The sequence below is a fragment of the Leptolyngbya boryana PCC 6306 genome (genome assembly GCF_000353285.1).
GTDB classification, from domain to species: Bacteria; Cyanobacteriota; Cyanobacteriia; order Leptolyngbyales; family Leptolyngbyaceae; genus Leptolyngbya; species Leptolyngbya boryana.
Window position 1 is genome coordinate 173,636 of the sequence record NZ_KB731326.1, and the last position, 23,963, is coordinate 197,598.

Below are 23,963 nucleotides of genomic sequence, written 5' to 3' on the forward strand. Positions count from 1 at the left end.
GGTGTCTCCTCAGTTATTCAGATTTCAGGGATGCCATATCGATTGAGAAGCGGTACTTCACATCGGATTTGAGCAAGCGATCGTAGGCTTCGTTCACTTTTTGAATCGGAATGACTTCGACATCGGCAGTGATGTTGTGTTCGCCACAAAAGTCAAGCATTTCTTGAGTTTCAGCAATGCCACCAATATTCGAGCCACCGAGCGTATGGCGACCCATAATCAGGCTGAATGCTGCAACTTCCAGGGGCATCTCAGGTGCGCCGACCAGGGTAACATGACCATCAGGACGGAGCAGGTTGAGATAGGCGTTGATGTCGTGCTGAGCAGAAACGGTGTCGAGGATAAAATCGAAACTGCCAGCGTGCTTCTGCATCTCATCTGTGTTGCGGGAAACTACAACCTCATCAGCACCGAGGCGAAGCGCATCTTCTTTTTTGTCAGGAGACGTAGTAAAGACAACAACGTGGGCACCGAACGCATGAGCAAACTTCACGCCCATGTGACCTAATCCACCCAGACCGACCACGCCGACTTTGTTGCCCTCGCTGACTCCCCAGTGACGTAACGGCGAGTAAGTTGTGATGCCAGCACAAAGCAGCGGCGCGACTCCAGCAAGCTTAAGGTTAGAGGGAACTCGCAGCACGAAGCGTTCATCGACGACAACGCTATCGGAGTAACCACCATAGGTCATCCCGCCAAGATGCTTATCTGGGGAGTTGTAGGTGAAGATTACGTTCGGGCAAAACTGCTCAAAATTAGCTCTGCAATGGGGGCAGGTGTGGTCTGAGTCCACCATGCAGCCCACTCCGACAAGATCACCGGACTTGAACTTCGTCACGGCTGAGCCGACTTGGGTGACCCGACCGACGATCTCGTGACCGGGAACGATCGGATAGGCTGTGTTGCTCCACTCGTTCCGCACAGCGTGGAGGTCGGAGTGGCAGATGCCGCAGAAGAGAATTTCGATCTGGACATCGGTTTCGGTTAGATCGCGCCGCTCAATTGTGTCGGAAGTGAGGGGTGCAGTCGCACTGGCAGCAGAGTAAGCTTTTGCATTGTACATAGATTAATGTTCCTGTAGTTGATGCTTGTGGATGTGAAGGGTGTTGTTACAGATCGTGATCGCAAATCATCGCTGTCATCTGATGATCATTCATCCACCTTCTGGACCAAGTGAGTCAGGTTCTTACCAAGGCTGCGGGGTTGGACCAATCGTAAATTCGGTTACGTTTGTATCTTCTGGCTGGTCGATCGCAAACGCCACCACCTTGGCGACCCGATCCGGTGAGATGCCATATTGCTGATACAAGGCTGTCATTTGTTCAGCCACATCCTGATTGGTAATCTGACCTAACAACTCAGTGTTAATGGCAGCAGGATAAAGGGTCGCAGTCCGAATGTTCGTTCCCTCAAGAGCCGACTCCATGCGGAGAACTTCCATGAAATCACGCACGAACCATTTCGTCCCACCATACACTGCACCCCCTGGATAAGCTTTTAATCCAGCAACCGATGAAGTGGCGATCACATGCCCAGACTTTTGATTAATAAACGTTGGCAACACCGCAGCGATACCATTGAGGACACCCTTGATATTGATATCCACGGTTCGATGCCATTCATCGGTTTTCAAGGCAGACAGTGGAGAATTTGGCATGATGCCAGCGTTCAAGAAAATCACATCAACGCCACCAAAGGTTTCCTGAGCAAGCTTAACGATCGCAGTGTTATCTGATGGGTTCACCACATCCATCACTTGATATGCTGCTTGTCCGCCAGCGCTTTGAATTTCATCAACCAGTTGTCTTAGTTGGTCTTCACGACGCGCACCTAGTACGACTTTAGCGCTTTCGCTGGCAAGCAATTTTGCAGTTGCTTCACCAATGCCTGATGATGCGCCAGTAATAATCACAACTTTGTCTTTAATCATCTGATTCCTCTGTTTGTTGAGTAACTATTAAGTTCTCTGCTCCGACCATCACTACACCGTTTGACCGCCATCGACGACCAAGGCGTGTCCGACGACGAAGGCAGCCGCGTCCGAACACAACCAGACGACAGCATTGGCGATCTCTTCGGGCTGCCCCATCCGTCCGATCGGCTCCTCTGCGATCACCTGTTCGCGTCCTTCAGCAGTGCCGCCAGTGAAGCGCCCCATCATTGGGGTATCAATATAACCAGGGGCAACGGCATTAACGCGGATGTTCTGCGAGGCGTAGTCAAGAGCCGCCGACTTGGTGAGTCCAACCACGCCATGTTTGGCGGCGGTGTATGCAGCTCCGCCCTTGATGCCGATGACCCCGGCACCTGAAGATGTGTTGACGATCGCGCCGCCACCTTGCTTGAGGAGCAGCGGGATTTCATACTTCATGCACAGAAAAACGCCGCGCAGGTCGGTGTCTACGATCCGATCCCACTCTTGCTCTTCGATTTCCGCTGTTGCTGCATTCTTCTGCTCCACACCAGCGTTATTAAAGGCAAAGTCCAGCCGCCCAAAGGTTTCGATCGTCTTGTCCAGAGCCGCCTTCACGTCTTCGGCTTGCGCTACGTTGCATTTAATAGCGAGCGATCGTCCGCCGAGTTCTTCGATCATCTGTGCCGTTTCTTGATTGCTCTGTTCTGAAACGTCAGCGACCACCACATCAGCACCCTTACGGGCAAATGCCAGTGCTGTCGCTCGACCGATGCCGTTCGCTGCTCCGGTTACAAACGCAACCTTTCCTATGTAGTTTGCATTCTCGTTCGTTGTCATTTTCTACTCCTTGTGTTGCTAATTCGGAAAGTCTTTACCGGGATTTCTACGATTTATTGCTGGGTGGTGGAGCCAAGGACGTGCATCTCGATGCCCAAAAATTTCGAGCACGGAGATCAAGGGCGATATTGGTCGTCGCTGACCTGTTCCATCCAGTCCACATTCTTGCCATCAAGTGCTTCCTGAAGGGCAATGTGCGTCATGGCTGTCGTCGGTGTGGCACCGTGCCAGTGTTTCACTCCTGGCGGAATTTGCACCACATCACCGGGTCTAATTTCCTGAATGGGTCTGCCCAATTGCTGGACATATCCGGAGCCAGCCGCCACAATCAGCGTCTGCCCTAACGGATGGGTATGCCACGCGGTTCGCGCATTCGGCTCGAACGTTACATTTGCGCCAGATGTGCGGGCTGGATCGCGTGCTGCGAACAACGGGTCGATGCGGACAACCCCTGTAAAGTTTTTGGCAAGTCCTTTCGTGGAGGGCTGCGAGCCGTTTCGCCTCACCTCTACGATTGGTGTGTTATTCAACGGGGCTTGTGCTTGTTCCACCGGAGCGAAACCCAAAGCCAGCAGAGAAGATGACACGATCGCGGTCGCAAGCAATTTCATTTCTATCTCCTTTAACGGTTTCTACTGAATTCGCTCGATCGTCGCTTCTACAGAGCCAGGCACATTCAATGCCTTGATGTCACCGTCTATTTTTCCGAGGATCACGAGTCCGTCTGAGTATCCAAAATCTCGGTAATAGATCGCCAAGTTCCCCCAGGGAGCGTAATAAGCAATATCTCCAACAGATGGATCACTGCCTGGGGGTGCATCTTCTGTCGATAATCTTTTGGGCAAATTACTGATTTTTTCGGTCTTCGCGTAATCTTCTAACGTCAGCGTTAACGGCAGCAGGGAAACAAAATCCTGCGTCGTTTTGCTGTCGATCAAGGTAGCTGTCACAACTTGGTTTCCGACCTTGATGTTGATCTTCATGCTGTTTGCTTGCGGGGTTGATAGTTCAGTCGGCAGCTTCGATGCGGCACTGCTCGGCATCCTGTTATCGGCATGGCAGGCTGAGTAACTTAGAGACATCGCTAGAGCAAAAACCCAAATTAGCAGCCTCTTCTGGTAGTTTTTTCCCTGGGTAGAGAACCTTCTGAAAAGCATTAGGATTTTCCTTCATACTGCTCGTCGCTGACCTGTTCCATCCAATCCACCGCCTTACCGTCGAGTGCTTCCTGAATGGCGATGTGCGTCATGGCTGTCGTAGGTGTGGCACCATGCCAATGCTTCTCACCCGGCGCAAACTGAATCGCGTCTCCGGATCGAATTTGCTCGATCGCTCCACCCCATCGCTGTACTAGACCGCAACCCGCTGTCACGATCAAGGTCTGTCCCAAAGGGTGGGTGTGCCACGCCGTTCGAGCACCAGGCTCAAACGTGACACTGGAACCGGACGTGCGGGCTGGATCATGCGCCTCGAATAGGGGATCAATGCGAACCGTGCCCGTGAAATATTCGGTTGATCCTTTGGCAGAAGGCTGTGAGCCACTTCGTTTGATGTCCATTGTCTGAATTGGGTTACTTGATGCCACACGGGCTACTGTCCAATCGTAGAGATTGAGTACTGGCTGCTTCCTCTATAAGCAGGGATGAAAATTGTTAAGCAGCAAGGTTAGCCTTTCTACCGTTCGAGTTGTCAATCAGCAAATCCTTGCTCAATCAAACCTGAAGGCTTTAGCGCTGTAGCTCGACCAATGCCGTTTGCTGCTCTGGTGACAAAAGCTACCTTGCCTGTGAAGTTTCCATTCGAGTTGGGTAGTATGGTTTCTCCTGCTAGTTCGCTTACCGACCGAGATGCTGATTGAAAAAAGACACAAGCTTATCCCACGGGATCAGGTTCACCCGATCGTACAAATCGACATGTCCCGCGTTCGGAACGATGTAGAGATCCTTCGGCTCGGCTGCACGCTTGTAGGCATCTTCGCTGAACTCCCTCGAATGGGCATTGTCACCCGTGATGAACAGCATGGGACGAGGCGAAATCGTCTCAATGTCATCGAACGGGTAGAAGTTCATGAATTTGACGTTGCTGGTCAGCGTCGGATGTGTTGTCAGTTTCGGCGACGAACCTTTGGGGGTGTATTCGCCCCTGGGAGTGCGATAGAAGTCATAGAACTCACGCTCGATGGCAGTGGAGTTCTCATTGAGTTGATGCACGGTTCCGCTTGTATATTGGGTTTCGCCGCCCGTGAACTCCGCATAGCGTTGCTGGGCTGCCGCTGCGATCGCTTGCTTTCTCTGCTCAAGGGTCGTAGAATGCCTCAGCCCGTTACGATTGGCTGCACCCATGTCATACATGCTGACCGTCGCAATGGCTTTCATGCGTGGATCGATCTTGGCGGCGCTGATCACGAAGCTGCCGCTGCCGCAAATTCCAAGCGCGCCAATCCGATTCCGGTCAACGAAGGGTCGGGTGCCCAGAAAATCGACCGCAGCACTGAAATCCTCGGCATAAATATCCGGCGAAACAACGTTGCGAGGCTGCCCCTCACTCTCGCCCCAGAAGGACAAATCGAGGGACAAGGTAACGAATCCCTGCTCAGCCAGCTTTTGGGCATATAGATTTGAACTCTGTTCTTTGACTGCGCCCATTGGGTGCCCAACAATGATTGCCGGATTCTGGGTGTTCTGATCTAAGTCTTTGGGAATGAAGAGATTCCCGGCAACCTGCATGTTGTATTGGTTTCTGAACGTAATCTTCTGCATGTTCACCTTGTCGCTTTTGTAGAAATTGTTTGCTCCCTCGACCACAGCGGACTGTTGCACGGGTGCTTGAGCGCTCTGACGCGAGACGGGTGTTTTGTCGATCGCAAATGCTGCTGTTGTGCAGATTGCACTCATCAAGAGGGTTGGTATTAGAACGCGGTGTTTCATTGAGTTCTCCATGTTGATGCTTTATCACGCAAAGCTTTCCCACAGCGACCAATGCCTGCCGTGGATTTGAGGATGCTTCTCGTGCAATTCTGAGAAGCGCTTGACCAAACAAACCTGAGTGTTCTCTTGAAGAGAAATCCAGACGATTATAAGAAGCCGGAATCACGTTTCATTGCTTTAACCTCATTCTAGGCATCCTGGAAAGCAAGCAATAGGATGATTGTCTAGGATGGTTGTACAATCCTGCAAACTTGCACCAACTTCGATTGAAGCCACGCTAGATTCTATACAGGCTTAACTGCCAAACCCTTTCTAGACCTTGATGTGTCTATAAATCTATTTGGAACGAGTATAAGAAATGAACGCTGCAAGAACGAGTGAAAAGTCTGGTAGAGCTTTGATGAATGACCCTCAGGCAAAGCGCGAGGCAGACCGATCGCAAGCCAACCGGGAGGAACTGACCGAGCGAATGGCACGGGCGATTCGTCACGATGGCGTTATCGAACCGCTGAAAGGATTGCACTTCTATCGCACCTCCTTCCCTTCGGAGTGCCTGCATAGTGTCTCGATTCCTTCCTTTTGTGTGATTGCTCAGGGCAGCAAAGAAGTGCTTTTGGGCAGCGATCGCTACCAGTACGACCCAATGCATTATTTGCTGGGGACAGTCGAACTGCCGATTGCCAGCCGAATTCTAGAAGCAACCCAGGAGAAACCGTACTTGGGTCTTCGTCTCGATCTCGACCCCACTCTGGTTGGTTCAGTCATGGTTGAGGCGGGCTATCCTTCAGGACAAAGGGGGGTGAGTGTCAAAGCCATCGATGTGAGTCCATTAGATGCAGACCTGTTGGATGCTGCTGTACGGCTCGTCAGGCTAATAGATTCCCCGGCTGAAGCGCATGTGCTCGTACCCCTGATTAAGCGGGAGATTCTCTACCGACTCCTAATGGGAGAGCAAGGAAATCGGCTGCGTCAGATTGCCGTTCTCGGTGGCTACACCCACCACATTGCTAAGGCTGTTGATCGGCTGCGTCAAGACTTTAACCTGCCGCTACGGATTGAAGCGATCGCACGGGAGTTAGGCATGAGTGTTTCGGGCTTCCATCATCACTTCAAGTCGGTTACGGCGATGAGTCCTTTGCAGTTCCAGAAGCAACTACGGCTTCAGGAGGCTCGTCGCCTTATGCTGGGGGAAAACCTGGACGCGACTAGTGCAGCTTACCGAGTCGGGTATGACGACGCTTCGCACTTCAATCGGGAGTACAAACGGCTCTTCGGTGTACCACCGATGCGAGATGTGGCTCGGTTGCGGGAAACCGCTAGAGAGACCCTGAGTTCAACATGATCTCCTGTCGCATGAAGAAGACGTAGAAAGATGGTCAGCACAATTGAGCGCCCATTTAGAATCCCGTCCTCAAGAAACAACGTCATTCTCAGCGTTGGTTGAGGCATTGGATCTTCCAGCCAGTGCAATTCGGCTGGCGCTGCTGCTGGGCGACCATCCCTATGAACTGCGGCGCAAGCACGACGATTTCTACAGTGAGGTGGGCATCAAGGTTGTGCGAAAAGACGAGCAGGATTCGGCCTGATGGAACTGACGAACACCCTATGAAGCGGCACTAACCGAGAATCGTAACCGGGATAGAGAAAGATAGGGTTCAAGATAGACTTAGAAACGGACAGATAGAGTTTGAGATAGGGCTACGCTGCATTGATGCGTTTTTTGAATTGAGCTACATCTGGAAACGCTCACGCAGTGAGGATTTAAGAAAGAGTGCTATGCTTAACCTGGATCTAAAACTATCTCATCAGCCCGCAAGAATGGGCATTTCGAGCGGGTTAACTTCAACCACGTTAAAGCCGTGAATATGGGTTAAAAAGCTTGTTTGCTGAGAGTTGTAGCAATCAGAGACTGAAATGTTAAAGTTTCGATCGAGGGTCGGGTAAGAGAGAACAGGTCGCCCTGTCTCCCTCCCCTCAGAACGACTCGTGATACTTTCGCATCAAGCCGCTCAAGCCTCATACTTCACAGAACTCCACCTGCATGAAGATGTTTGTGGCAGGCGACGTGCAAATGCACAAGATTGTCGATCGAATCCGTGCCGCCTACTTTCACAGCTTTGCGATGGTGGGTATGCAGTGCTTCCCCATTGAACAGATGCTCTCCACAGAGGGGGCATTGCCATTGCTGGTTTTCTGCCACTTTCCTCAGTTTCGAGCCATTCTCCCACCGGATCTTGCCGAACTTGGTCAAGCGTTTCATCCAGTAGTCGTTTAAGCTGGGGTCGTCTGGAGAAGCAATGCCTTCAACCTTAACGTGCCGCTCGATGGGAATCGATGCTGCTCGAAATAAGGAGATGAAGGTCGTCTCTCCCCGTCGATTGCGTGTTCGTGCGAAGAACGCCCATGTTCGGTTTTGATGAGTGCGGAAGTATTTTTCCTTGACCCATTTTCGACCTTTGTTCGGGTGTCTTCGTTTTGCCCAACGCCAGAGTGCTTGCCAGACTTGTTTGTCAAAGTAGGACAAGACCTGTTTGCTGCTGCCAATGCGGTAGTAGTTTCCAAACCCCCGAATGATGGGATTGAGGTAGTTGATGACCGTCTCCGGACTGACTTGTTTATGATTTTTCAGCCAGGTTCTGATCTCCTTCAACTTGTTGAGAACCTTTTGTTTTTCAGGCATTCCCAAAGTTTTACCTTTGAATTGCCGAAAAGTCACTCCTAGAAAATTCACGCCATCATTGATATTTCTGATGGTTGTCTTTTCTGGATTCAGTTCTAACCCTCTTTCCGCTAACCATTGCTGGATCACCGGGACAATCTTCTCAATATCTTTCCTCGTCGTTGCAGTTACCAGCATGTCATCTGCATAGCGAATATAACCGTATGCGTTAGACTTTCTCGTTCTGTTTCTGACTTTTCCCCGACCTTTATCAAAGAACGGGGCAGGCTTAGATTTTTGGTATTGAGATAAAAGGTCTTCTAATCCGGTCAGAGCAATGTTTGCCAAAAGTGGTGAACATATTCCCCCTTGCGGTGTGCCCTTTATGGTTGGATAGAAGATTTCGGATTCTACATACCCTGCTTTCAACCATTGCTTGATTAATTCCCTGCCTGGTATCGTTCCGATGGCATTGAGAATCGATGAATGGCTGATATGATCAAAAGCACCCTGGATATCCGCATCGAGAATCCAGCTATCCCGCGCTCTGCTAAACCGACTGTGGCACTGCCTGAGCGCATCGTGACAGCCTCTTCCGGGGCGGAACCCGTAGCTGTTGGCTTCAAATCGAGCTTCCCAACTGGGTTCGAGTGCATTTTTGACCATTGCTTGGGCGACGCGATCTTGCAAAACAGGAATTCCGAGCGGTCTTTGTTTTCCGTTCGATTTCGGAATATAGACCCGTTTAGTTGGGCGAACTTTCCACATCGTATATTCCTGCATCTGATGCACAAGTTTCACTCGGTCAGCGGGTGTTAAGGCTCGCTGACCATCAATCCCAGCCGTTTTCTTGCCGTGATTTTCGAGTGTGACTCGTCGCACGGATAGCAGCAGGTTCGCGTAACTGCGTAACATCAGTTTGGTCAGGCTTCTCACCCGATTCCATTGATGGTTCTGTGTCGCACGATAAATCCGCTGTCTCAGGTTTTTCACACGCTTTTTGATCAACTTCCATTGAATGGTTGTCCAATCCGTCAGTGGTGCCTTTGCTCCGATTTCAAGGTTGAATCTATCTTTCACTCTGGTTCAATTCCTTTACGTTGGTTTATCGTTTGAGACCATTGGGAAGTCTGCTCCCTTTCAGGATGGGGCAAAGTTAGAACCCCTATCTCTTAAGTTACTAAGAGCCTTCGCTTTCTCCCGTTTCCTTTACCCGCTAGATGATTCTGCCTTCCTTACGGTTGACTTACTCAAAGGTTCGACCTAGCTTTGAGAATCTATCGGGCTTACCCTTTTCGCTGCGCTCTACCTTCGCTTCGGACTTAGGTGCCAACTCTATTCCGGTGAGACTGGAGACCTGCTGTTCGCTACTCCTATAACTAGCAAACCTCTCCTGAAACTCTTGCGAGTGATTCAGTTTGCTCACGTACCTTTTGGTTCAGGTGTGACAACCTCATTTCACCTGTTAGTCGATAACGGAACTGATGTTGATTCACAGATGTTCACCTTATCCAGCTTTCCCTTGCCCTGACATTCCTGGAGGTTAGGAATGGTTCAGGCTTTTGTGCCTTGCACTCCATCAGGTTCATTACTTACTGCTGACGTAGGCGGGGTCAGTGACCCTTTTACACGGGAACATGGGGCAGGAACCCAAGGGGAAGACGGCTTCCCAGTAGAGGCGCAACGCTGAAGGTCGCGCATAGGGATCGATTTAGTTCCGGATCTCGATCTGTTTCGATCTCTACAAGCTCTAATCACAAAATAATAGATCAGGTGTTCTAAGTCTCACTGCATCTCATCAGCATTTCCAAATGTCGGTGCTTGCGGCTCACGCGAAGCGTGTTCGATTTCCTTCAGCCGAACACTGCGTGGAGCGAAGCTACCGCGCCGATACTTCTGTCGTTTCGCCTCCTGATGCCCTGGGCTACCCTCTTCCCCGATATCGCAAGATTTCACCTTTTTTCCCCTAGAGCGCTTCGACTCAAATATTGCCTGCTCACTCCGCCACCAAGCTTCCTGCTGACCTGAAAGATTTGTCCCATCAAGATTTGCGATCGCCTGATCTAGACAGAGTAAGCGTTCAAGGATTCAGCGATTCTACCTTTCCAGTTATTCTATCAAGATCAGAATTTATAGAATTCTTGCTACATCAGCATTTCACCAATTTTACTCCCTAGAATCAGGTAGATTTGACCCAAATTTGATTGATTCCGCTGCTTAACTACAAATAATAACCATTATCTGTAGTTACGGTATTGTTGCAGTATAGAATGAGGTTTTTTAAGCGGAATCAATCGATGATAAAAATAGGAACGCTGTGATGTCCAGACTGTCAAGAGTTTATCCGTTTCTGCAATCGATAAATTCTTGTTGTTTTAAATGGCGCAGAGGGAGCGAAATCGAGTAAAATTACCGCATGGTCGGTATTTCAGGCGGATAAAATCAGTTTAGAGCGCGACTTTACCATGACTCAAGCCAAATTGCAATTCAAAACGATCGATGAATATTTGGAATACGATGACGGCACCGATACACACTACGAATTAGTGAATGGAGAGTTAATTGCTTTGCCAACGGAAGAACCCATTAATTCGACGATCGCGATGGTGCTCGCTTTTGCGTTTGGAGCCTTAAGCATTCCTGCTCATCGATTAGCCATTGGGCATCAAATCGAGGTTGAGTCGGATGAAGTGAGCGCACGGCAGCCAGATTTGATTGTTCATAGCGAAATGTCAATCAGCGCTTTACTATCAGGTGGGAGAATCATTCGGATGGGAATGCCTGTTCCCTTGTTGGTGGTAGAAGTTGTGTCACCTGGCGATCCGAACAGTAAAAACTATCGGCGCGATTATATTGAAAAACCGAAAGAATATGCTGCGCGTGGGATTTCTGAACTTTGGCAGGTTGATCCGGGTCGATCCGTCGTGAACGTGCTGGAACTGGTGAACGGAGCCTATCAATCTCGTCCGTTTGCAGGAGAGGATTTGATCCTGTCGCCGCAGTTCCCAAATTTACAATTGACCGCTGCACAACTTCTAGCCGTGCCGAGATGAACGTTAGGGTGAATCATGCCGAGAAAAGCGCCTGCTAAATGTTATAAATGTGCAGCACTGCACATCGATCAGGTGCATCAACTTCACGGCAGTCCGAAAACAGACCCAGAAAATTTTCTACGCGACCCAAACATTCCATCGGACGGCTGTTATAACCTCAAACTCTGCCCACCGAAGCGATCTCGTCTTAGAAATACTGAAATAAATAGCCAGAAACAGGCGATCGAGCAGCAAGAACAACAATTTGAGCGGCTTAATATCGAGTCTCCCTATCTTGACCTTGTTTATGCCGTTTTGATTGTCTATCGGGAAGCCGGATACGATTCCCCAGTTCACGCGATCGCAGGTTCAGTGTGGAAAGGGAATGAGCAGATTGTAGAGATTACTCCAGTGCATTGCGAAGCCATGACTCCTTCAATTATGGAAGCTTACACTGCAAATATGCTGAGTGTTCTGTACAAAGAGTATGGGATTCGCAAATTTGCTGCTCAGGTTCGTCGCGACCCCCAGTGTTGTCCCATCCGCCCTTGCTATCTGGAGGCGGTTCGATGATTCGATTAGACATTCCGCTGTTTGAGCATCTCCAGGACGCGATCGCGTTTCCTCAAGAGGCACAACTCCTTGAGCTATTGCAAGAGTTTGATGCAGCCATGTTAGGACTGGAGGAGCGACACCAGCTCGAAGTTGCTGCGGATGCGATTCTTCAACTCGCGACGATCGTGGAAGCGAAATATGTTGGTGTGATGGAACAAGTCAACACGGAATTGAAGAAATCGAGAGATCCGGTTGTGCCGATCGACTTCTTCGATCGCTTTGTGCGGCAATCGATGTTGGTGAATTTTGAGCAATTCATTGAGCCGATTCCACTTCTGCCCTTGCCTTCTCCTTCAGCGGCGTACTGGTCGGTGCCGGATCATTTTTTTATGAAGTCTCTCTCAGAGTCAGAAATGGTCAAGGCAATTCACGAGGCGATGATTGATGATGCGGCAGCTTTGCTGGATGCGTTACCGGATCGGAACGTCGAGCAGCCGGATTTCAATGCAATCGTCCATCTTTCGCATGGGGAAGAGATTCAGGGATGGACTGACGCACTGATCGCAATGATGGAAAAACTGCAACACCGTCATCGCGGGACGGTTTCGCTGCTTGACCTTATTTTCATGCTGAAGACTTCCCGAATCGAGTCGAAGCGCAAGGAGTGTTTCATTGACCTGTGGCTTGCGTTTCTTCTAGGCAACCATGCTTACAGGCTTCGCCGCACTGCTCATGATTTTTATAGTCCAGTCGGAATCCGAGTTGAGGTCGAGGATTGACGGGTGTTCGTGGAGTCCAAATGGCTTGTTTTAACAGGGATTGAATGGGTTGAAAGGGATGAAGCAGATTCAAGAATGTTGGTGCAAGTTAGGCTCAGAACCGCGTGTGGAATACCAGAATCCACATTGCGATCGCGAAGCGTGTTCAAAGCTGTCGGGATCGAAACAGATCGAGATCCGGAGCTATTTCGATCCATCATTTTTAGAACTACTACTGTGAGCCAGTTTCAGAAGCTCAAGATTTTTGAACTGTTGCATTTAGAAAAGCTGAAATACTTTCTATACCTGCGTTTCACCAGTCGGGTAAGAGAGAACAGGTCACCCCGTCTCCCTCCCCTCAGAACGGCTCGTGATACTTTCGCATCAAGCCGCTCAAGCCTCATGCTTCATAGAACTCCACCCGCATGAAGATGTTTATGGCAGGTGACGTGCAAATGCACGAGATTGTTGATCGAATCTGTGCCGCCTGCTTTCACACTTTCGCGATGGTGCGTATGCAGTACTTCCCCATTAAACAGATGCTCTCCACAAAGGGGGCATTTCCATTGCTGGTTTTCTGCCACTTTCCTCAGTTTCGAGACATTCTCCCACCGAATTTTGCCGAACTTGGTCAAGCGTTTCATCCAGTAGGCGTTTAAACTGGGGTCGTCTGGAGAAGCAGTGCCTTCAACCTTAACGTGCCGCTCGATGGGAATCGATGCAGCTCGAAATAAGTAGATGAAGGTCGGTTCTCCCTGTCGATTGCGTGTTCGTGCGAAGAACGCCCATCTCCGGTTTTGATGAGTGCGGAAGTATTTTTCCTTGACCCAATTTCGACCTTTATTTGGATGTCTTCGCTTTGCCCAACGCCAGAGTGTCTGCCATACTTGTTTATCGAAGTAGGACATGACCCGTTTGCTGCTGCCCATGCGGTAGTAGTTTCCAAACCCCCGAATGATAGGATTGAGATAGTTGATCACCGTCTCCGGGCTGACTTGTTTATGATTTTTCAGCCAGGTTCTGATCTCCTTCAACTTGTTGAGAACCTTTTGTTTTTCAGGCATCCCCAAGGTTTTCCCTTTGAATTGCCGGAAAGTCACTCCCAGAAAGTTCACACCATCATTGATATGTCTGGTCTGATAGCGGTCTTCTCTGAGCTCAGTTCCAACCCTCTTTCCGCTAACCATTGCTGGATCACCGGGACAATATTCTCAATCTCTTCCTTCGTCGTCGCAGTGACTAGTATGTCATCCGCATACCGAATATAGCCGTATGCGTTGGACTTTCTAGTTCTGTTTCTGACTTTCCCCCGACTTTTATCAAAGAACGGAGCGGGCTTAGATTTTTGATATTGAGATAGTAGCTCTTCAAGTCCAGTGAGGGCGATATTCGCTAAGAGGGGTGAACATATTCCCCCTTGCGGTGTGCCTTTCACAGTTGGATAGAAGACCTCGGATTCTACATACCCTGCTTTCAACCATTGCTTGATCAATTCCCTGCTTGGGATTGTCCCAATGGCGGTGAGAATCGATGAATGGCTGATATTATCAAAAGCACCCTTGATATCCGCATCGAGAATCCAGCTATCTCGCGCTCTGCTAAACCGATTGTGGCATTGCCTGAGCGCATCATGACATCCTCTAGTAAAGTCAACGACTCTCTCACAAGAGCCGTTGCTCTTCAAAACCGTGCATGAACCGTTAAATTCACACGGCTCCTCAATGTCTTGGTGCTTGTCACGCATTCCTCATTACCGATAGTTCCTTTGCGGTCGGCTTAGGCTTGGCACTGTTGCAGCCAGATTCGTTGCCAGGACTGCTATCGTTCGCAGTCTTTGTGTCGTGGCAATGCCTATGTAGAAGCTGCCAGTTTTTATACTCATCCTTTCCACCTTTCGATTTAGGAATGGTATGGTCAACTTCTATCACATCAGTTTCACGGAAGAGTAATCCGCAGTGGGCACATTTTCCCTGTTGTTGTTTCAAGAGTGCTGCCACCCTTTTAGACATTTCAGGACTGTTCCCCATTCTTGTACTCCAGTACACTAGGTTTCCGTCGTATGGAGACGCGCTCCCTTTAACTTTGATATGTCGCGCAATTTTGATGTGCGTGTGATCAAGGAGTCGAAAAGAGCTGTTTTCGTCTCTTTTCGTGGCAAAAACCCAGTTATCGCCATCAATGGAGTGCCAATATTTCTTTGACACCCAGCCTTTGCCTTTCATTGGATGACGAAATTTCGCCCAACTCACCAGTTTGCCGTATAGCAGATCGTCTAATCTGGCATACGTTTCTTTGCTTATGACTGTTGCAAAGTAATTCGCCCATCCCCGAATAATCGGATTCAGGCGTTTGATCAGCGCCGCTTGCGGTGCTGCTTTGTGGGCATCAATCTCCTTTGCAAGGTGATCATAATGCGCCTTAATGCTCTGGCAGCTTGGCGTGATGATGGTTTTGAATCCCAGCATTTCTCCAGACGTGTTTTTACCACTCTGGTGCTTACCCATCTGGAACTGACGAACATTGAATCCCAGGAAGTCAAACCCTGGGGTTCCTTCTGCTACACTCTCTAGTGTATGTGTCAGTCTAGTTTTGCTAGGTTTCAATTCCAAACCCATGTCATCTAACCATTCCGAGATGATCTCTCGGCATCTCTGAACAACGGTGATGTCTTCGTGAAGAACAACAAAGTCATCGGCAAATCGGATCAATGCGGCTCCCGGTTGGTAGCCCATGTACTTACCTTTCTTGACAAGAGTACGTCTCGGAAAGGCTTGTTTAATCCGATTTTCGATGCCGTGAAGGGCAACATTTGCCAAAAGTGGGCTTAATAGAGTAGGGACAGAGCGCACCTTCAAGACTTTCGACTCGCGTGTTTCATCCATCCCTCTCTCCAAACGAAGCGTGACAGTTTCCCGTCACTTCGCTTTCCCTCATTGCAATCGACTGTGATCCCCAAAGGTCTCAGTTCCCGTGTGACAGCTTCGGCAAAGCAATTGCAGATTCTCTTTGTGCGCTTTTCCCCCATAGCGTCTAGCTTGGAGGTGATGAAGGTCGAGATTCTCCCGACTGCCGCAGAGGTCGCACTTTGCACCGCGTTCAGCTTTGATCTCTTCTTTCAGTTCGCGCCATTCTTCGTTATTCTCGGCATTGCCAAGCCAAACGATTTCAGGCTGTGGAGCTTCGGCAAGGTTGAGTGTTGTGACCCATTCTCCAGCGAGATACAGATTCGGTGGGTTACGTGACCGATATTTAGTTATCGGTTGGTCGCTCATTCGATAGAGATACAAGGTTGTCTCTCCATTGCGAATGCCCCAATTGTCTCTGGTTCCATGTTCTCGTTGCTTATACAGGTCGATGATCTTCTTCGGCGGAAGCCGATGTCGCTTTTGTAGCCAGAGAAACAGGCGTTCATTCACCCAGAAATCTAGGTCTTTGGCTGTTCCTTTGGCATTTGAATAGCGAAAGTAATTGATCCATCCTCGTAGTACAGCATTGAGCGCACTGAACTTGAGTAAGGGTTTGTCCCGAAACCGCTTACGAGCAGTCATCTCCTTGATTTTCGCTTTCAGTCGTGTCACTGCTTTCTGGCTTGGAGTGACCAACAGTTTAGGTCGGTCATTCCGACTGGTATAGCGGCGGACGTGAAAGCCCAAGAAGTCGAACCCGTCGTTCACGTGTGTGACGTGCGTTTTCTCGACCGACAATTCCAGATGAAGTTCTTCCCGTAAGAAGGTCTGGATTTCGTCGCGGAGGCGAAGTGCTTCAGCTTTGCTTCCATTCGTTAGAATGAGCCAATCATCCGCATATCGAATCAGGGCACAGTTCCCTTGTTGCCGAATTCGACGACGCTCCTTTTCCTTGCGGTCAAGACAACCATACTTGTTCCACCAAAACAAATCGAGTTGGTGTAAGTAAATGTTTGCCAATAATGGCGAGCAAATACCGCCCTGCGGTATGCCAACTTCAGTAGATTTGAAGAGGCTGCCTTCCATCATTCCAGCTTTTAAGAAGCGGTCAACTAGGTTCAGGAGTCGTTGGTCTGCTATCCGTTGTGCCAAGAGTTTGAGCAATATTTCATGATGAATATTGTCAAAGGCTCCCTTGATATCACCCTCGATGACCCAGTAGTATTTATTGCGATTGTTGACGTAGCTATCCAGTCGGGCAATGCAATCCATTGTCCTGCGCCCTGGGCGAAAGCCGTTAGAGCAGTTCAGGAAGTTACTTTCCCAAATCGGTTCTAGCACCATCTTCAATAGCATTTGTACGACTCGATCTTTGAGTGTGGGAATGCCGAGCGGTCGCAGTTTGTCATTTGACTTCGGAATGTAGACGCGCCGGACTGGAACGGGGCGAAAGCGCTTTTGGCGCAATTCTGCTTGCAGTTCCAGAACAAATGCTGCTCGTGCCGTTTCTGACATGAGTGCCTTCTTGGTCACGCCATCAATCCCCGCTGTCCGCGCTCCTTGGTTAGAAAGAACGTGGTTTAAGGCGGTACGAATCCACTCTTCTCGACAAATTAGGCGATACAGATCCTCGAACTGATGAGTTCGGTGATGCGTTGCCTTTCGAGCAAGGCTGCGTTGGGTTTTGATGATATCGGACATACATCTTAGTCCTCTCTACTTCCCGGACGTTCCTTTTGCAATGACTGCGGTGCTTCGCCATGTACCAGTCTTTCTCTGGCTCGGACTACTACCACCGCTCTGCCACGTTATCGTCACTTCAGTTGCAGCTAACCCAGTCTTTTCAGACCGACCATAACGCTTCCTACGTTCACAGTGTGGTACGTGGTGCGTTTGACCGTAGGCTCCCTCTTTACGCCCGTAGGACACAGACCTAGTGTCCGCAACATCAGCCGTTGATTTATACCCCTATAATCAGAGCGGTTTGGTCGAACCAAAGACCGTTTCGCCAGTTGCGTGCAGGCTGGCTACCTGATGTCTCGCACCATCCCTGTTGTTTAGCAGTGCGCTCAAGGTGTGGACGCTTCGGACAAGGGTTTCTTGCGTAGCCATAGTCAAACTCAGACTTGGAGCCTTGCGCTGTAACAGGGTGTCAGCGGGTTGCCCCGTGTTCTCCGGGCTTCAGACGGGTTCTTGCTCATTGTCCGCCGCCTGCCGGATCAGTCTTGGCGCTTTGGGGGAAACGCCATCCCGTATCGTTGGTTGTTGACCTCCTTTTGAGAATTACCACACTGCGCTTCGTAGCGCACTACATCCCCCTTGTGGTGTTCCCTCAGATGTTGGAAACAACTGCTTGGCATCTATCACTCCCGCTTTTAACCAAGCACGAATCTGTCGATGCAAGGTTGGAAAAGTGTTCAATTTCCTCAGCAGTGCTTGATGGTCGATGCGGTCGAAACAACTCTTGATGTCGGCATCCAGTACAAATTTTGGTTTGTACCGAATTTCATTGAAGATTGCCTCAATTGCATCATGACAGGATCTTCCTACTCTGAACCCGTATGAGTTTGGTTCAAATCGCGCTTCCCATTCTGGCTCTAATGCCAGTTTGACAAGCGCTTGCAAGGCGCGGTCTTTCGTTGTAGGTATCCCTAAAGGTCGTTTCTCTTCCCTTCCTGGTTTGGGAATCCAAACTCGTCGGGTCGGGCTGACCTTAGAACCCAGTTTGAGTTGACTGACTAGGTTAAGTCGTCGCTTTGGGGTTAGTGATTTGACACCATCCACACCTGCTGTCTTTTTCCCGCAGTTATCCTGAGTGACTCTACGAACCGCTAATGCTCTTGCTGACCAGGATTTCATCAGTGTTTTTTGGAGTCTGCGAACTGCCCTCACATCGCCACGTTGAGAGGATTGATAAATTCTCGTTTGCAGCTTATACACGCGCCGCTCTAGCTTGCGCCAGTTAATCTCGTGCCATTCCACCGTAGTCTTAGAACTCGTTTTAGACATATTGACTGCTACTGGAAACGTTATCTTCCAAGTCACCGTGATTCTGTCTGCATATCCTTCCCATTACAGGTAGGCATTCGCTTCTGAATCAATCTCTCCAACTCGTTGTATCCGGTTAGCACCTGCTCAGTGCCTTTAGAGGCTGAGAACAAACGAGCGGTTACTTCGTTTCTAATAGTCATGGTTTGAGTTTTTAGAGCGGTACTATCCACCGGGTTTAGGGGAAGTGCTTGTTGGTCAACCAGGTCCTTGCCAACTCCCCATGATCCTTGCCCTTTTGGGTCTCCCAACGTATTAGCCGTTTCGCTGGTTCTTCCTGACGATGGTTCAAACATACCTTCGTGTTCCTACTCATGAACTCTTGCTCGATGAATTGCCAGATTCGGCTTCCAGCATTGTCACCTTTCACCCCCGCTTCAGGGATTGATGGCTAGTCGCTACCCTGGGGGACGCAGTTCGTAACCGCGTTCTGTGTGCTTTCACTCCTGCACCTGGAGGACGGGACTTGGGGTTCTAGGATACTGACCTCACCCGTATGACTATCAAATTGTCAAGGTTTTGTTCCTTGCGGGTAATCCTCCCTCCATTTCAGGATTAGTTTCTACCCAACGAATCGCACTCCGGGGCGAAACCCGTAGCTGTTAGCTTCAAATCGAGCTTCCCAACTCGGTTCAAGGGCATTTTTGACCATTGCTTGGGCGACGCGATCTTGTAGAACAGGAATTCCGAGCGGTCTTGGTTTTCCATTTGATTTCGGAATGTAAACCCGTTTAGTCGGGCGGACTTTCCACATCGTATATTCCTGCATCTGATCAACTAGCTTCACTCGGTCAGCGGGTGTTAAAGCTCGTTGACCATCAATCCCGGCGGTTTTCTTGCCGTGATTTTCTAAAGTGACTCGTCGCACCGATAGCAGCAGGTTGGCGTAACTGCGTAACATCAGTTTTGTCAGGCTTCTCACCCGATTCCACTGATAGTTCTGTGTCGCACGATAAATCCGCTGTCTTAGGTTTTTCACACGCTTTTTGATCAACTTCCATTGAATGGTTGTCCAATCCGTTAGCGGTTCCTTCGCTCCGATTTCAAGGTTGAATCTATCTTTCACTGAGGTTCAATTCCTTTACTTTGGGTTATCGTTTGAAACCATCGGGAAGTCTGCTCCCTTTCAGGATGAGGCAAAGTTTGAACCTTTATCTCTCCAATTACTAAGAGCCTTCGCTTTTTCCCGGTTCCTTTACCCGCTAGATGATTCTGCCTTCCTTACGGTTGACTTACTCAAAGCTTCGACCTGGCTTTGAGAACCTATCGGGCTTACCCTTTTCGCTGTGCTCTACATTCGCTTTGGACTTAGGTGCCAACTTTATTCCGGTGAGACTTGAGACCTGCTTGTTCGTTACCTCATCAACCAACGAACCTCTCCTGAAACTCTTGCGAGTGATTCAGTTTGCTCACGTACCTTTTGGTTCAGGTGTGACAACCTCATTTCACCTGTGTTTCGATAACGGAACTTGCGTTGATTCACAAACATTCACCTTATCCAGCTTTCCCTTGCCCTATCTTCCTCTGAGGTTGAGACTGTTTAGGCTTCTGTGCCTTGCACTCCATCAGGGTCATTACTTACTGCTGATGTAGGCGGGGTCAGTGACCCTTTTACACGGGAACATGGGGCAGGAACTTAAGGGGAAGACGGCTTCCCAGTAGAGACGCAACGCTTAAGGTCGCGCGATGATGTCGAAATAGATCGAGATCCAGATCTATTTCGACGTAACCCTATCATCAAATCTATCCAGATGCATCCCAATGTCTCCAGTATAAAAATCACTGCCACGTCGTTCTACTCGGTAGCCACCGGGTAGCAAGTCGAGCCATACACACTTAATCTTCGGGATTTTGCTGCTTCGAGTCAGGCACTTTCTCACCAAGCGCTTGATAAAACGCAGATTCCGCCGCTGCGAGTTGCTTGCCCTGAATGTAGCGTTCAAACACCTTCTCTGACCGATGCCCAGTCAACGTTCGTGCCAGCAGCGAATCAATCCCCAACTCCACCAATTCTGACGCATACGTATGACGAAAGCGGTGTGGGGTTAAATTTTCAATTCCAGTCGCCTCACCCAATCGGCTCTTTGCAAAGTGGTAAATTCCTTGGTAACCCAAACGTTTCCCCGAATTATGAAAGTCATAGGACAAGAACAGTGGACTTTCATCGGTCAACACTTCTCGCGCAGCACGTCTTCGTTCTAGATACGCCTGAATGTGGTCGCGTGCTGCTTGACGAATGGGAACGATCGCTTCTTCACCATCTTTTTTCCTGGCAAACCGCAACCGCGTTCCATCATAGTTTTCCACATAGATGCTGCGAACAGTTTGGCTGTACCGTCGGTATCGAGGTGAATCCCAACATCGCAAGTTCGGCTCAGGGTATCTTGCTAAAGTTCGAGCGAAAAGTATGAATTTTGCCATTGAAGAGAGCGAGCACGTCCGCGTGTGCCAGAGGCATCGCGCTTGTTGTATTTGCTCCAAATACGTCATCGTCTAATACAAGCGCTCTCAATAGGTAGAATGAGTTCTATCGGTTCGAGATCAAAAGCAACGAGCATTGTTGCGAGCAATCACGACTTCCCAACTTCTATCATCAGCCTAGCATCTTGAACCGTTCACGCCGATTTTCAGTGGTTAAACGTAACGGCGTTGCACAGAGGTGAATGATTCATCCCAGTAGAGACACTTGACGGTGTTTCAGATAGTAAATCAACAAGCGAATTGATGCCTTTAGCATCTCGACAAACTTGGAATAGCAAAAGGTCTTGCGATGTAATCGAGCAAGATAGTGCCGTAATCGACTGTTCTCTCCTTCAACGCGAGTCATAGCAGTCTTGCTAACTAAATGGTCACAATCCTCAATCAAACAGGGATAGACCGGATAACCATCAGTAATGTACAAGAAACAGCACCAACCCCGAATCAGCAACCAAAGCAGGCGAAACGTCGCAAGAGAACGGTCGCCGACCACCCATTTGAGAAGACCAGAGAACTTGGAATTTACTGCGACCCAAATCCACACTTTGACTTCTTTGAGCCGACAAAGGTCTGGAGTTCATCAACTTGAGCTGTTTCGGGAATCTCATCATCTTCCTCTGGCAAAGCTTGATGGGCTTGTTTAACCCAGTTGATCCCCGTGTTGTGGTTTACACTGGTCACGCGCTCGGACTCGCTTTGCGAGAGCCGAAGGCACTGCTCTAACGCCTCTGCCATTGAGATAAAGTTCCAAGCAGGGGTTTTTGACTTCGGCTGGATAGCCTTGAGAAGTGTGAGTTTCGCGAAATTGACGACCACAACTGCGGGACAGATAGCTCTGTATGCTCTTGCGTCGTCCGTTCTTGACGATTTGACTGGATTGGCAGTAAGGACATGGCATCATTCTTCTATTATGCAACGCCGGATTCTGCCACTACAAATCGACCAATGGTATTAAGCGTCATTTAGCGGTCGATACATTAGGGCTACCGTTTTTCACGCACTGTACCAGGGCGAATGTCACCGACGACCAAGGCTTAACTGAAATGCTCATCGATAACTTAGACTACTTTCGTCGTAAGCCCGTGAACATTCCGAAAGTAACCATCTTGCTTGATCACGGGTATCATCCTGAAACCATTGCTTATGCTTTGCAAGTGTTTTATCCACAAATCCTGACGAAGATTTGCTTTCAACTTGCGCCGAAGCCGACGAAAGCAGCGATTGGGAAAACTGGATTCGTTCCCGTTGCGACCCGGTGGATCATCGAGCGTTTCAATGCGTGGATGGAGCGATGTAAGAGTTTAATCAAAAACTTTGAGTGTACCTTAGATCATGCCACAGCCAAGATTAATCTCTGCTTTATCCGATTGATGCTAAAGCACTTGGCGCATGGATAAGAACCCATTTGGGTTCTATAGGATATTACGATCGCGAGGAAATGCAGTTCAGAGATACTCTTTTCAACACACTTCCGAATCTGCTGTACTCCAAGGACGTGGGCAGTCTTTCGCTTTGAAAGCATCACCTCCTTTGTGCTGAACATCATCTGTGCCCCAGTGGATCTTTTTGTCTAGTTTCTTCAGGAATGGAATGTGTTTGGAACAATGAATATAAGCTTCTTCGACTTCAACAAAGATCCAACGTTCTGGAGCATGACCGCCACGAGTCCGGCTTTCCTCAATGATTTCTGGCGACACATCAGCGCGATCGAACAATTCTGCATTTTCAACAATGCTCGCTTTCCCATTGATATGCAGCCCAACTGTATGTCGGAAAAAATCAATAAAAATCATACCAATGTGCGGATTTTCTAGAATGTTCCCCACACTCGCCATCACCCCATTGCCTCGATACTCTGGATAGGCAACGGTTTTCTCATTCAGCACTTTAACAAACCCAGGCGCACCTGCCCGAAGTGAGCAATCGCATTCTCCATGAGCGTCAGATGTAGCGATAAAAAGTAGTTCCTGTTCACCGATGAATTCACGCATTAAGGGGTTGAGATAGTTCAGCATTTGCCTGTTGTAGAATGCGAATGCTCGTCGGGTTGTTCCAAATTTTGCTTGGGCGAGGTGTTCACCGCTAGAACCAGGTAGCTTGATGCTGTTTCCTTCTGTTGTTTGCATAGATAATTTCAGAAACTCACTGATTGGATGCTCAATCAGGTTTGGGTTTCACACTGAGGGAGGTTATGCAATTCGCAAAAGTTGTTATCTTGCTTTTACGGGGATAAAGGTGTTATGACAGCTCGTCCACAGGTCTAGAACATTGCCGAAATTTCTAGCGTCTCAACATTATTACAAGAAGTCGTATCAACGTTATCGTAAACATAATTACATGAAAAGACCCAAAACCGTTTTGAGAAAACAAGGATGATAGCACTTGAGAAAACAAGAATGGTAGCAATGTTAGACTACCAACGTAGATCAGCAGCAAGCCTCCTATCCACCAAGAGAGATTAAGGGGTTTTTTGAGAGCTAAAGCCGTTATTCCCAAAAGCCCTAGAACAGGGAAAATAATCAAGTATAGCCAGAACCAAATTCCCAAACCTGGAGCCGTTTTAGGTGGTGACAGAAACAAGGCTATATGCCAAGCTCCATTGATACCCATCACGAAGAGAATTAAAAAGTAAAGTAGTGATTTTAGTAGTAACTTTAAATTCATGCCCTTGCTAGTCCTTCAGCGCGAAATGTGATGAACCCGATTTGGCTCAAGTACACCATAGTTCCAGTCGTAATTAGGAAACTCCCAATACAAGTCACCTGCCCAATTTGTCGCAGAAGCTGAAAAGCTTGATGTATCGGTTGTAAAGGTGTAGAGTTCACAGCAAGAGAGGTTATGCAATCCC

Annotated in this window: 25 protein-coding genes and 1 pseudogene; 7 read left to right on the forward strand and 19 right to left on the reverse strand. The window is 48.9% G+C overall.

The annotated features are described in order from the left end of the window. Positions 1-13 precede the first annotated feature (13 nt). From LEPBO_RS0134075 to LEPBO_RS0134105, 7 genes are all read right to left on the reverse strand, one after another. Positions 14-1,063 carry an NAD(P)-dependent alcohol dehydrogenase gene (locus LEPBO_RS0134075; RefSeq protein ID WP_017292077.1) on the reverse strand — a complete coding sequence of 350 codons (1,050 nt, stop codon included), beginning with the start codon at positions 1,061-1,063 and terminating at the stop codon, positions 14-16. Between the two features lie 123 nt (positions 1,064-1,186). After that, entirely contained in the window at positions 1,187-1,930 is a 744-nt protein-coding gene (locus LEPBO_RS0134080; protein ID WP_017292078.1) for an SDR family oxidoreductase, read from the reverse strand. Positions 1,931-1,981: 51 nt separating this feature from the next. Further along, a complete protein-coding gene (locus LEPBO_RS0134085) occupies positions 1,982-2,752 on the reverse strand; it encodes an SDR family oxidoreductase (protein WP_017292079.1) in 771 nt (256 codons plus the stop codon). Positions 2,753-2,868: 116 nt separating this feature from the next. Beyond that, entirely contained in the window at positions 2,869-3,363 is a 495-nt protein-coding gene (locus LEPBO_RS0134090; RefSeq protein WP_017292080.1) for a (R)-mandelonitrile lyase, read from the reverse strand. Between the two features lie 21 nt (positions 3,364-3,384). Continuing rightward, positions 3,385-3,834, reverse strand: a complete 450-nt coding sequence (locus LEPBO_RS0134095; protein ID WP_199326381.1) for a cyclophilin-like fold protein — start codon at positions 3,832-3,834, stop codon at positions 3,385-3,387. 74 nt (positions 3,835-3,908) lie between these two features. Then, positions 3,909-4,310: a (R)-mandelonitrile lyase gene (locus tag LEPBO_RS0134100; RefSeq protein WP_017292082.1), complete on the reverse strand. Its 402-nt coding sequence runs from the start codon at positions 4,308-4,310 to the stop codon at positions 3,909-3,911. Positions 4,311-4,587: 277 nt separating this feature from the next. Further along, the gene (locus LEPBO_RS0134105; protein WP_026149125.1) at positions 4,588-5,679 is read right to left on the reverse strand and encodes an alpha/beta hydrolase; all 1,092 of its coding nucleotides are present in this window, start codon (positions 5,677-5,679) and stop codon (positions 4,588-4,590) included. Positions 5,680-6,037: 358 nt separating this feature from the next. Here LEPBO_RS0134105 and LEPBO_RS0134110 point away from each other — a divergent pair, with 358 nt between their 5' ends. Together LEPBO_RS0134110 and LEPBO_RS43190 are read left to right on the forward strand one after the other, a co-directional pair. Further along, positions 6,038-7,021 (forward strand): AraC family transcriptional regulator, encoded by a 984-nt coding sequence (locus LEPBO_RS0134110; RefSeq protein WP_017292084.1) that lies wholly within the window; start codon positions 6,038-6,040, stop codon positions 7,019-7,021. 43 nt (positions 7,022-7,064) lie between these two features. Beyond that, a complete protein-coding gene (locus tag LEPBO_RS43190) occupies positions 7,065-7,265 on the forward strand; it encodes a hypothetical protein (RefSeq protein WP_026149126.1) in 201 nt (66 codons plus the stop codon). 437 nt (positions 7,266-7,702) lie between these two features. On the opposite strand, the gene ltrA (LEPBO_RS0134120) is transcribed toward LEPBO_RS43190, so the two are convergent. Then, entirely contained in the window at positions 7,703-9,418 is a 1,716-nt protein-coding gene (ltrA, locus tag LEPBO_RS0134120) for a group II intron reverse transcriptase/maturase (RefSeq protein WP_017292086.1), read from the reverse strand. 469 nt (positions 9,419-9,887) lie between these two features. Here ltrA (LEPBO_RS0134120) and LEPBO_RS43195 point away from each other — a divergent pair, with 469 nt between their 5' ends. Next, a complete protein-coding gene (locus tag LEPBO_RS43195) occupies positions 9,888-10,028 on the forward strand; it encodes a hypothetical protein (protein WP_154660852.1) in 141 nt (46 codons plus the stop codon). Between the two features lie 95 nt (positions 10,029-10,123). Here LEPBO_RS43195 and LEPBO_RS43200 read toward each other — a convergent pair whose 3' ends face one another. After that, positions 10,124-10,294: a hypothetical protein gene (locus LEPBO_RS43200; RefSeq protein ID WP_017292088.1), complete on the reverse strand. Its 171-nt coding sequence runs from the start codon at positions 10,292-10,294 to the stop codon at positions 10,124-10,126. 509 nt (positions 10,295-10,803) lie between these two features. On the opposite strand from LEPBO_RS43200, the gene LEPBO_RS0134135 reads away from it, so the two are divergent. The 3 genes from LEPBO_RS0134135 to LEPBO_RS0134145 are packed head-to-tail and all read left to right on the forward strand — an operon-like array spanning position 10,804 to position 12,704. After that, positions 10,804-11,391 (forward strand): Uma2 family endonuclease, encoded by a 588-nt coding sequence (locus tag LEPBO_RS0134135; RefSeq protein WP_017292089.1) that lies wholly within the window; start codon positions 10,804-10,806, stop codon positions 11,389-11,391. 15 nt (positions 11,392-11,406) lie between these two features. After that, a complete protein-coding gene (locus LEPBO_RS39380) occupies positions 11,407-11,943 on the forward strand; it encodes a hypothetical protein (protein WP_017292090.1) in 537 nt (178 codons plus the stop codon). Continuing rightward, on the forward strand, positions 11,940-12,704 hold the full coding sequence (locus LEPBO_RS0134145) for a hypothetical protein (protein WP_017292091.1): 765 nt from the start codon (positions 11,940-11,942) through the stop codon (positions 12,702-12,704). Before LEPBO_RS39380 ends, LEPBO_RS0134145 begins: the two co-directional genes overlap by 4 nt. Positions 12,705-13,090: 386 nt before the next feature. On the opposite strand, the gene LEPBO_RS43790 is transcribed toward LEPBO_RS0134145, so the two are convergent. From LEPBO_RS43790 to LEPBO_RS41450, 9 genes and pseudogenes are all read right to left on the reverse strand, one after another. Continuing rightward, positions 13,091-13,747, reverse strand: coding sequence for a group II intron reverse transcriptase (locus LEPBO_RS43790; protein WP_199326382.1), 657 nt, complete (start codon positions 13,745-13,747; stop codon positions 13,091-13,093). 47 nt (positions 13,748-13,794) lie between these two features. Further along, on the reverse strand, positions 13,795-14,427 hold the full coding sequence (locus tag LEPBO_RS43795) for a reverse transcriptase/maturase family protein (RefSeq protein WP_051077914.1): 633 nt from the start codon (positions 14,425-14,427) through the stop codon (positions 13,795-13,797). Then, the gene (locus LEPBO_RS0134160; RefSeq protein ID WP_017292093.1) at positions 14,420-15,565 is read right to left on the reverse strand and encodes a group II intron reverse transcriptase; all 1,146 of its coding nucleotides are present in this window, start codon (positions 15,563-15,565) and stop codon (positions 14,420-14,422) included. The genes LEPBO_RS43795 and LEPBO_RS0134160 overlap by 8 nt, the downstream gene beginning before the upstream one ends. Positions 15,566-15,613: 48 nt before the next feature. After that, a complete protein-coding gene (gene ltrA / locus LEPBO_RS0134165) occupies positions 15,614-17,290 on the reverse strand; it encodes a group II intron reverse transcriptase/maturase (RefSeq protein WP_017292094.1) in 1,677 nt (558 codons plus the stop codon). 582 nt (positions 17,291-17,872) lie between these two features. Continuing rightward, a complete protein-coding gene (locus LEPBO_RS0134170; protein ID WP_199326396.1) occupies positions 17,873-18,598 on the reverse strand; it encodes a reverse transcriptase N-terminal domain-containing protein in 726 nt (241 codons plus the stop codon). 32 nt (positions 18,599-18,630) lie between these two features. After that, positions 18,631-18,933 carry a hypothetical protein gene (locus LEPBO_RS0134175; protein WP_017292096.1) on the reverse strand — a complete coding sequence of 101 codons (303 nt, stop codon included), beginning with the start codon at positions 18,931-18,933 and terminating at the stop codon, positions 18,631-18,633. A gap of 266 nt (positions 18,934-19,199) precedes the next feature. After that, positions 19,200-19,703: a reverse transcriptase N-terminal domain-containing protein gene (locus tag LEPBO_RS39390; RefSeq protein ID WP_017292097.1), complete on the reverse strand. Its 504-nt coding sequence runs from the start codon at positions 19,701-19,703 to the stop codon at positions 19,200-19,202. 770 nt (positions 19,704-20,473) lie between these two features. Continuing rightward, positions 20,474-21,058 carry a tyrosine-type recombinase/integrase gene (locus tag LEPBO_RS39395; protein WP_190711067.1) on the reverse strand — a complete coding sequence of 195 codons (585 nt, stop codon included), beginning with the start codon at positions 21,056-21,058 and terminating at the stop codon, positions 20,474-20,476. Between the two features lie 247 nt (positions 21,059-21,305). Then, positions 21,306-22,013: pseudogene (locus LEPBO_RS41450) on the reverse strand (IS1 family transposase). Between the two features lies 1 nt (position 22,014). Between LEPBO_RS41450 and LEPBO_RS0134200 the strand changes: the two are divergent. Then, the gene (locus LEPBO_RS0134200; RefSeq protein ID WP_263970858.1) at positions 22,015-22,512 is read left to right on the forward strand and encodes a transposase; all 498 of its coding nucleotides are present in this window, start codon (positions 22,015-22,017) and stop codon (positions 22,510-22,512) included. 63 nt (positions 22,513-22,575) lie between these two features. Here LEPBO_RS0134200 and LEPBO_RS0134205 read toward each other — a convergent pair whose 3' ends face one another. Then, on the reverse strand, positions 22,576-23,241 hold the full coding sequence (locus LEPBO_RS0134205; RefSeq protein WP_017292099.1) for a pyridoxamine 5'-phosphate oxidase family protein: 666 nt from the start codon (positions 23,239-23,241) through the stop codon (positions 22,576-22,578). Between the last annotated feature and the right edge of the window lie 722 nt (positions 23,242-23,963).

What these genes read in the sequence shown, in the direction of transcription:
- LEPBO_RS0134100 (WP_017292082.1), bottom strand. Translation starts at nt 4,310, where the DNA reads ATGGACATCAAACGAAGTGGCTCACAGCCTTCTGCCAAAGGATCAACC.
- LEPBO_RS39395 (WP_190711067.1), bottom strand. Translation starts at nt 21,058, where the DNA reads ATGGCAAAATTCATACTTTTCGCTCGAACTTTAGCAAGATACCCTGAG.
- LEPBO_RS0134085 (WP_017292079.1), bottom strand. Translation starts at nt 2,752, where the DNA reads ATGACAACGAACGAGAATGCAAACTACATAGGAAAGGTTGCGTTTGTA.
- LEPBO_RS0134110 (WP_017292084.1), top strand. Translation starts at nt 6,038, where the DNA reads ATGAACGCTGCAAGAACGAGTGAAAAGTCTGGTAGAGCTTTGATGAAT.
- LEPBO_RS0134080 (WP_017292078.1), bottom strand. Translation starts at nt 1,930, where the DNA reads ATGATTAAAGACAAAGTTGTGATTATTACTGGCGCATCATCAGGCATT.
- LEPBO_RS43195 (WP_154660852.1), top strand. Translation starts at nt 9,888, where the DNA reads ATGGTTCAGGCTTTTGTGCCTTGCACTCCATCAGGTTCATTACTTACT.
- LEPBO_RS0134170 (WP_199326396.1), bottom strand. Translation starts at nt 18,598, where the DNA reads ATGTCTAAAACGAGTTCTAAGACTACGGTGGAATGGCACGAGATTAAC.
- LEPBO_RS0134075 (WP_017292077.1), bottom strand. Translation starts at nt 1,063, where the DNA reads ATGTACAATGCAAAAGCTTACTCTGCTGCCAGTGCGACTGCACCCCTC.
- LEPBO_RS43790 (WP_199326382.1), bottom strand. Translation starts at nt 13,747, where the DNA reads ATGCCTGAAAAACAAAAGGTTCTCAACAAGTTGAAGGAGATCAGAACC.
- LEPBO_RS0134095 (WP_199326381.1), bottom strand. Translation starts at nt 3,834, where the DNA reads ATGTCTCTAAGTTACTCAGCCTGCCATGCCGATAACAGGATGCCGAGC.
- LEPBO_RS0134205 (WP_017292099.1), bottom strand. Translation starts at nt 23,241, where the DNA reads ATGCAAACAACAGAAGGAAACAGCATCAAGCTACCTGGTTCTAGCGGT.
- LEPBO_RS0134090 (WP_017292080.1), bottom strand. Translation starts at nt 3,363, where the DNA reads ATGAAATTGCTTGCGACCGCGATCGTGTCATCTTCTCTGCTGGCTTTG.
- ltrA (WP_017292094.1), bottom strand. Translation starts at nt 17,290, where the DNA reads ATGTCCGATATCATCAAAACCCAACGCAGCCTTGCTCGAAAGGCAACG.
- LEPBO_RS0134135 (WP_017292089.1), top strand. Translation starts at nt 10,804, where the DNA reads ATGACTCAAGCCAAATTGCAATTCAAAACGATCGATGAATATTTGGAA.
- LEPBO_RS0134105 (WP_026149125.1), bottom strand. Translation starts at nt 5,679, where the DNA reads ATGAAACACCGCGTTCTAATACCAACCCTCTTGATGAGTGCAATCTGC.
- LEPBO_RS43795 (WP_051077914.1), bottom strand. Translation starts at nt 14,427, where the DNA reads ATGCGTGACAAGCACCAAGACATTGAGGAGCCGTGTGAATTTAACGGT.
- LEPBO_RS0134145 (WP_017292091.1), top strand. Translation starts at nt 11,940, where the DNA reads ATGATTCGATTAGACATTCCGCTGTTTGAGCATCTCCAGGACGCGATC.
- LEPBO_RS39380 (WP_017292090.1), top strand. Translation starts at nt 11,407, where the DNA reads ATGCCGAGAAAAGCGCCTGCTAAATGTTATAAATGTGCAGCACTGCAC.
- LEPBO_RS0134160 (WP_017292093.1), bottom strand. Translation starts at nt 15,565, where the DNA reads ATGGATGAAACACGCGAGTCGAAAGTCTTGAAGGTGCGCTCTGTCCCT.
- LEPBO_RS0134175 (WP_017292096.1), bottom strand. Translation starts at nt 18,933, where the DNA reads ATGTTTGAACCATCGTCAGGAAGAACCAGCGAAACGGCTAATACGTTG.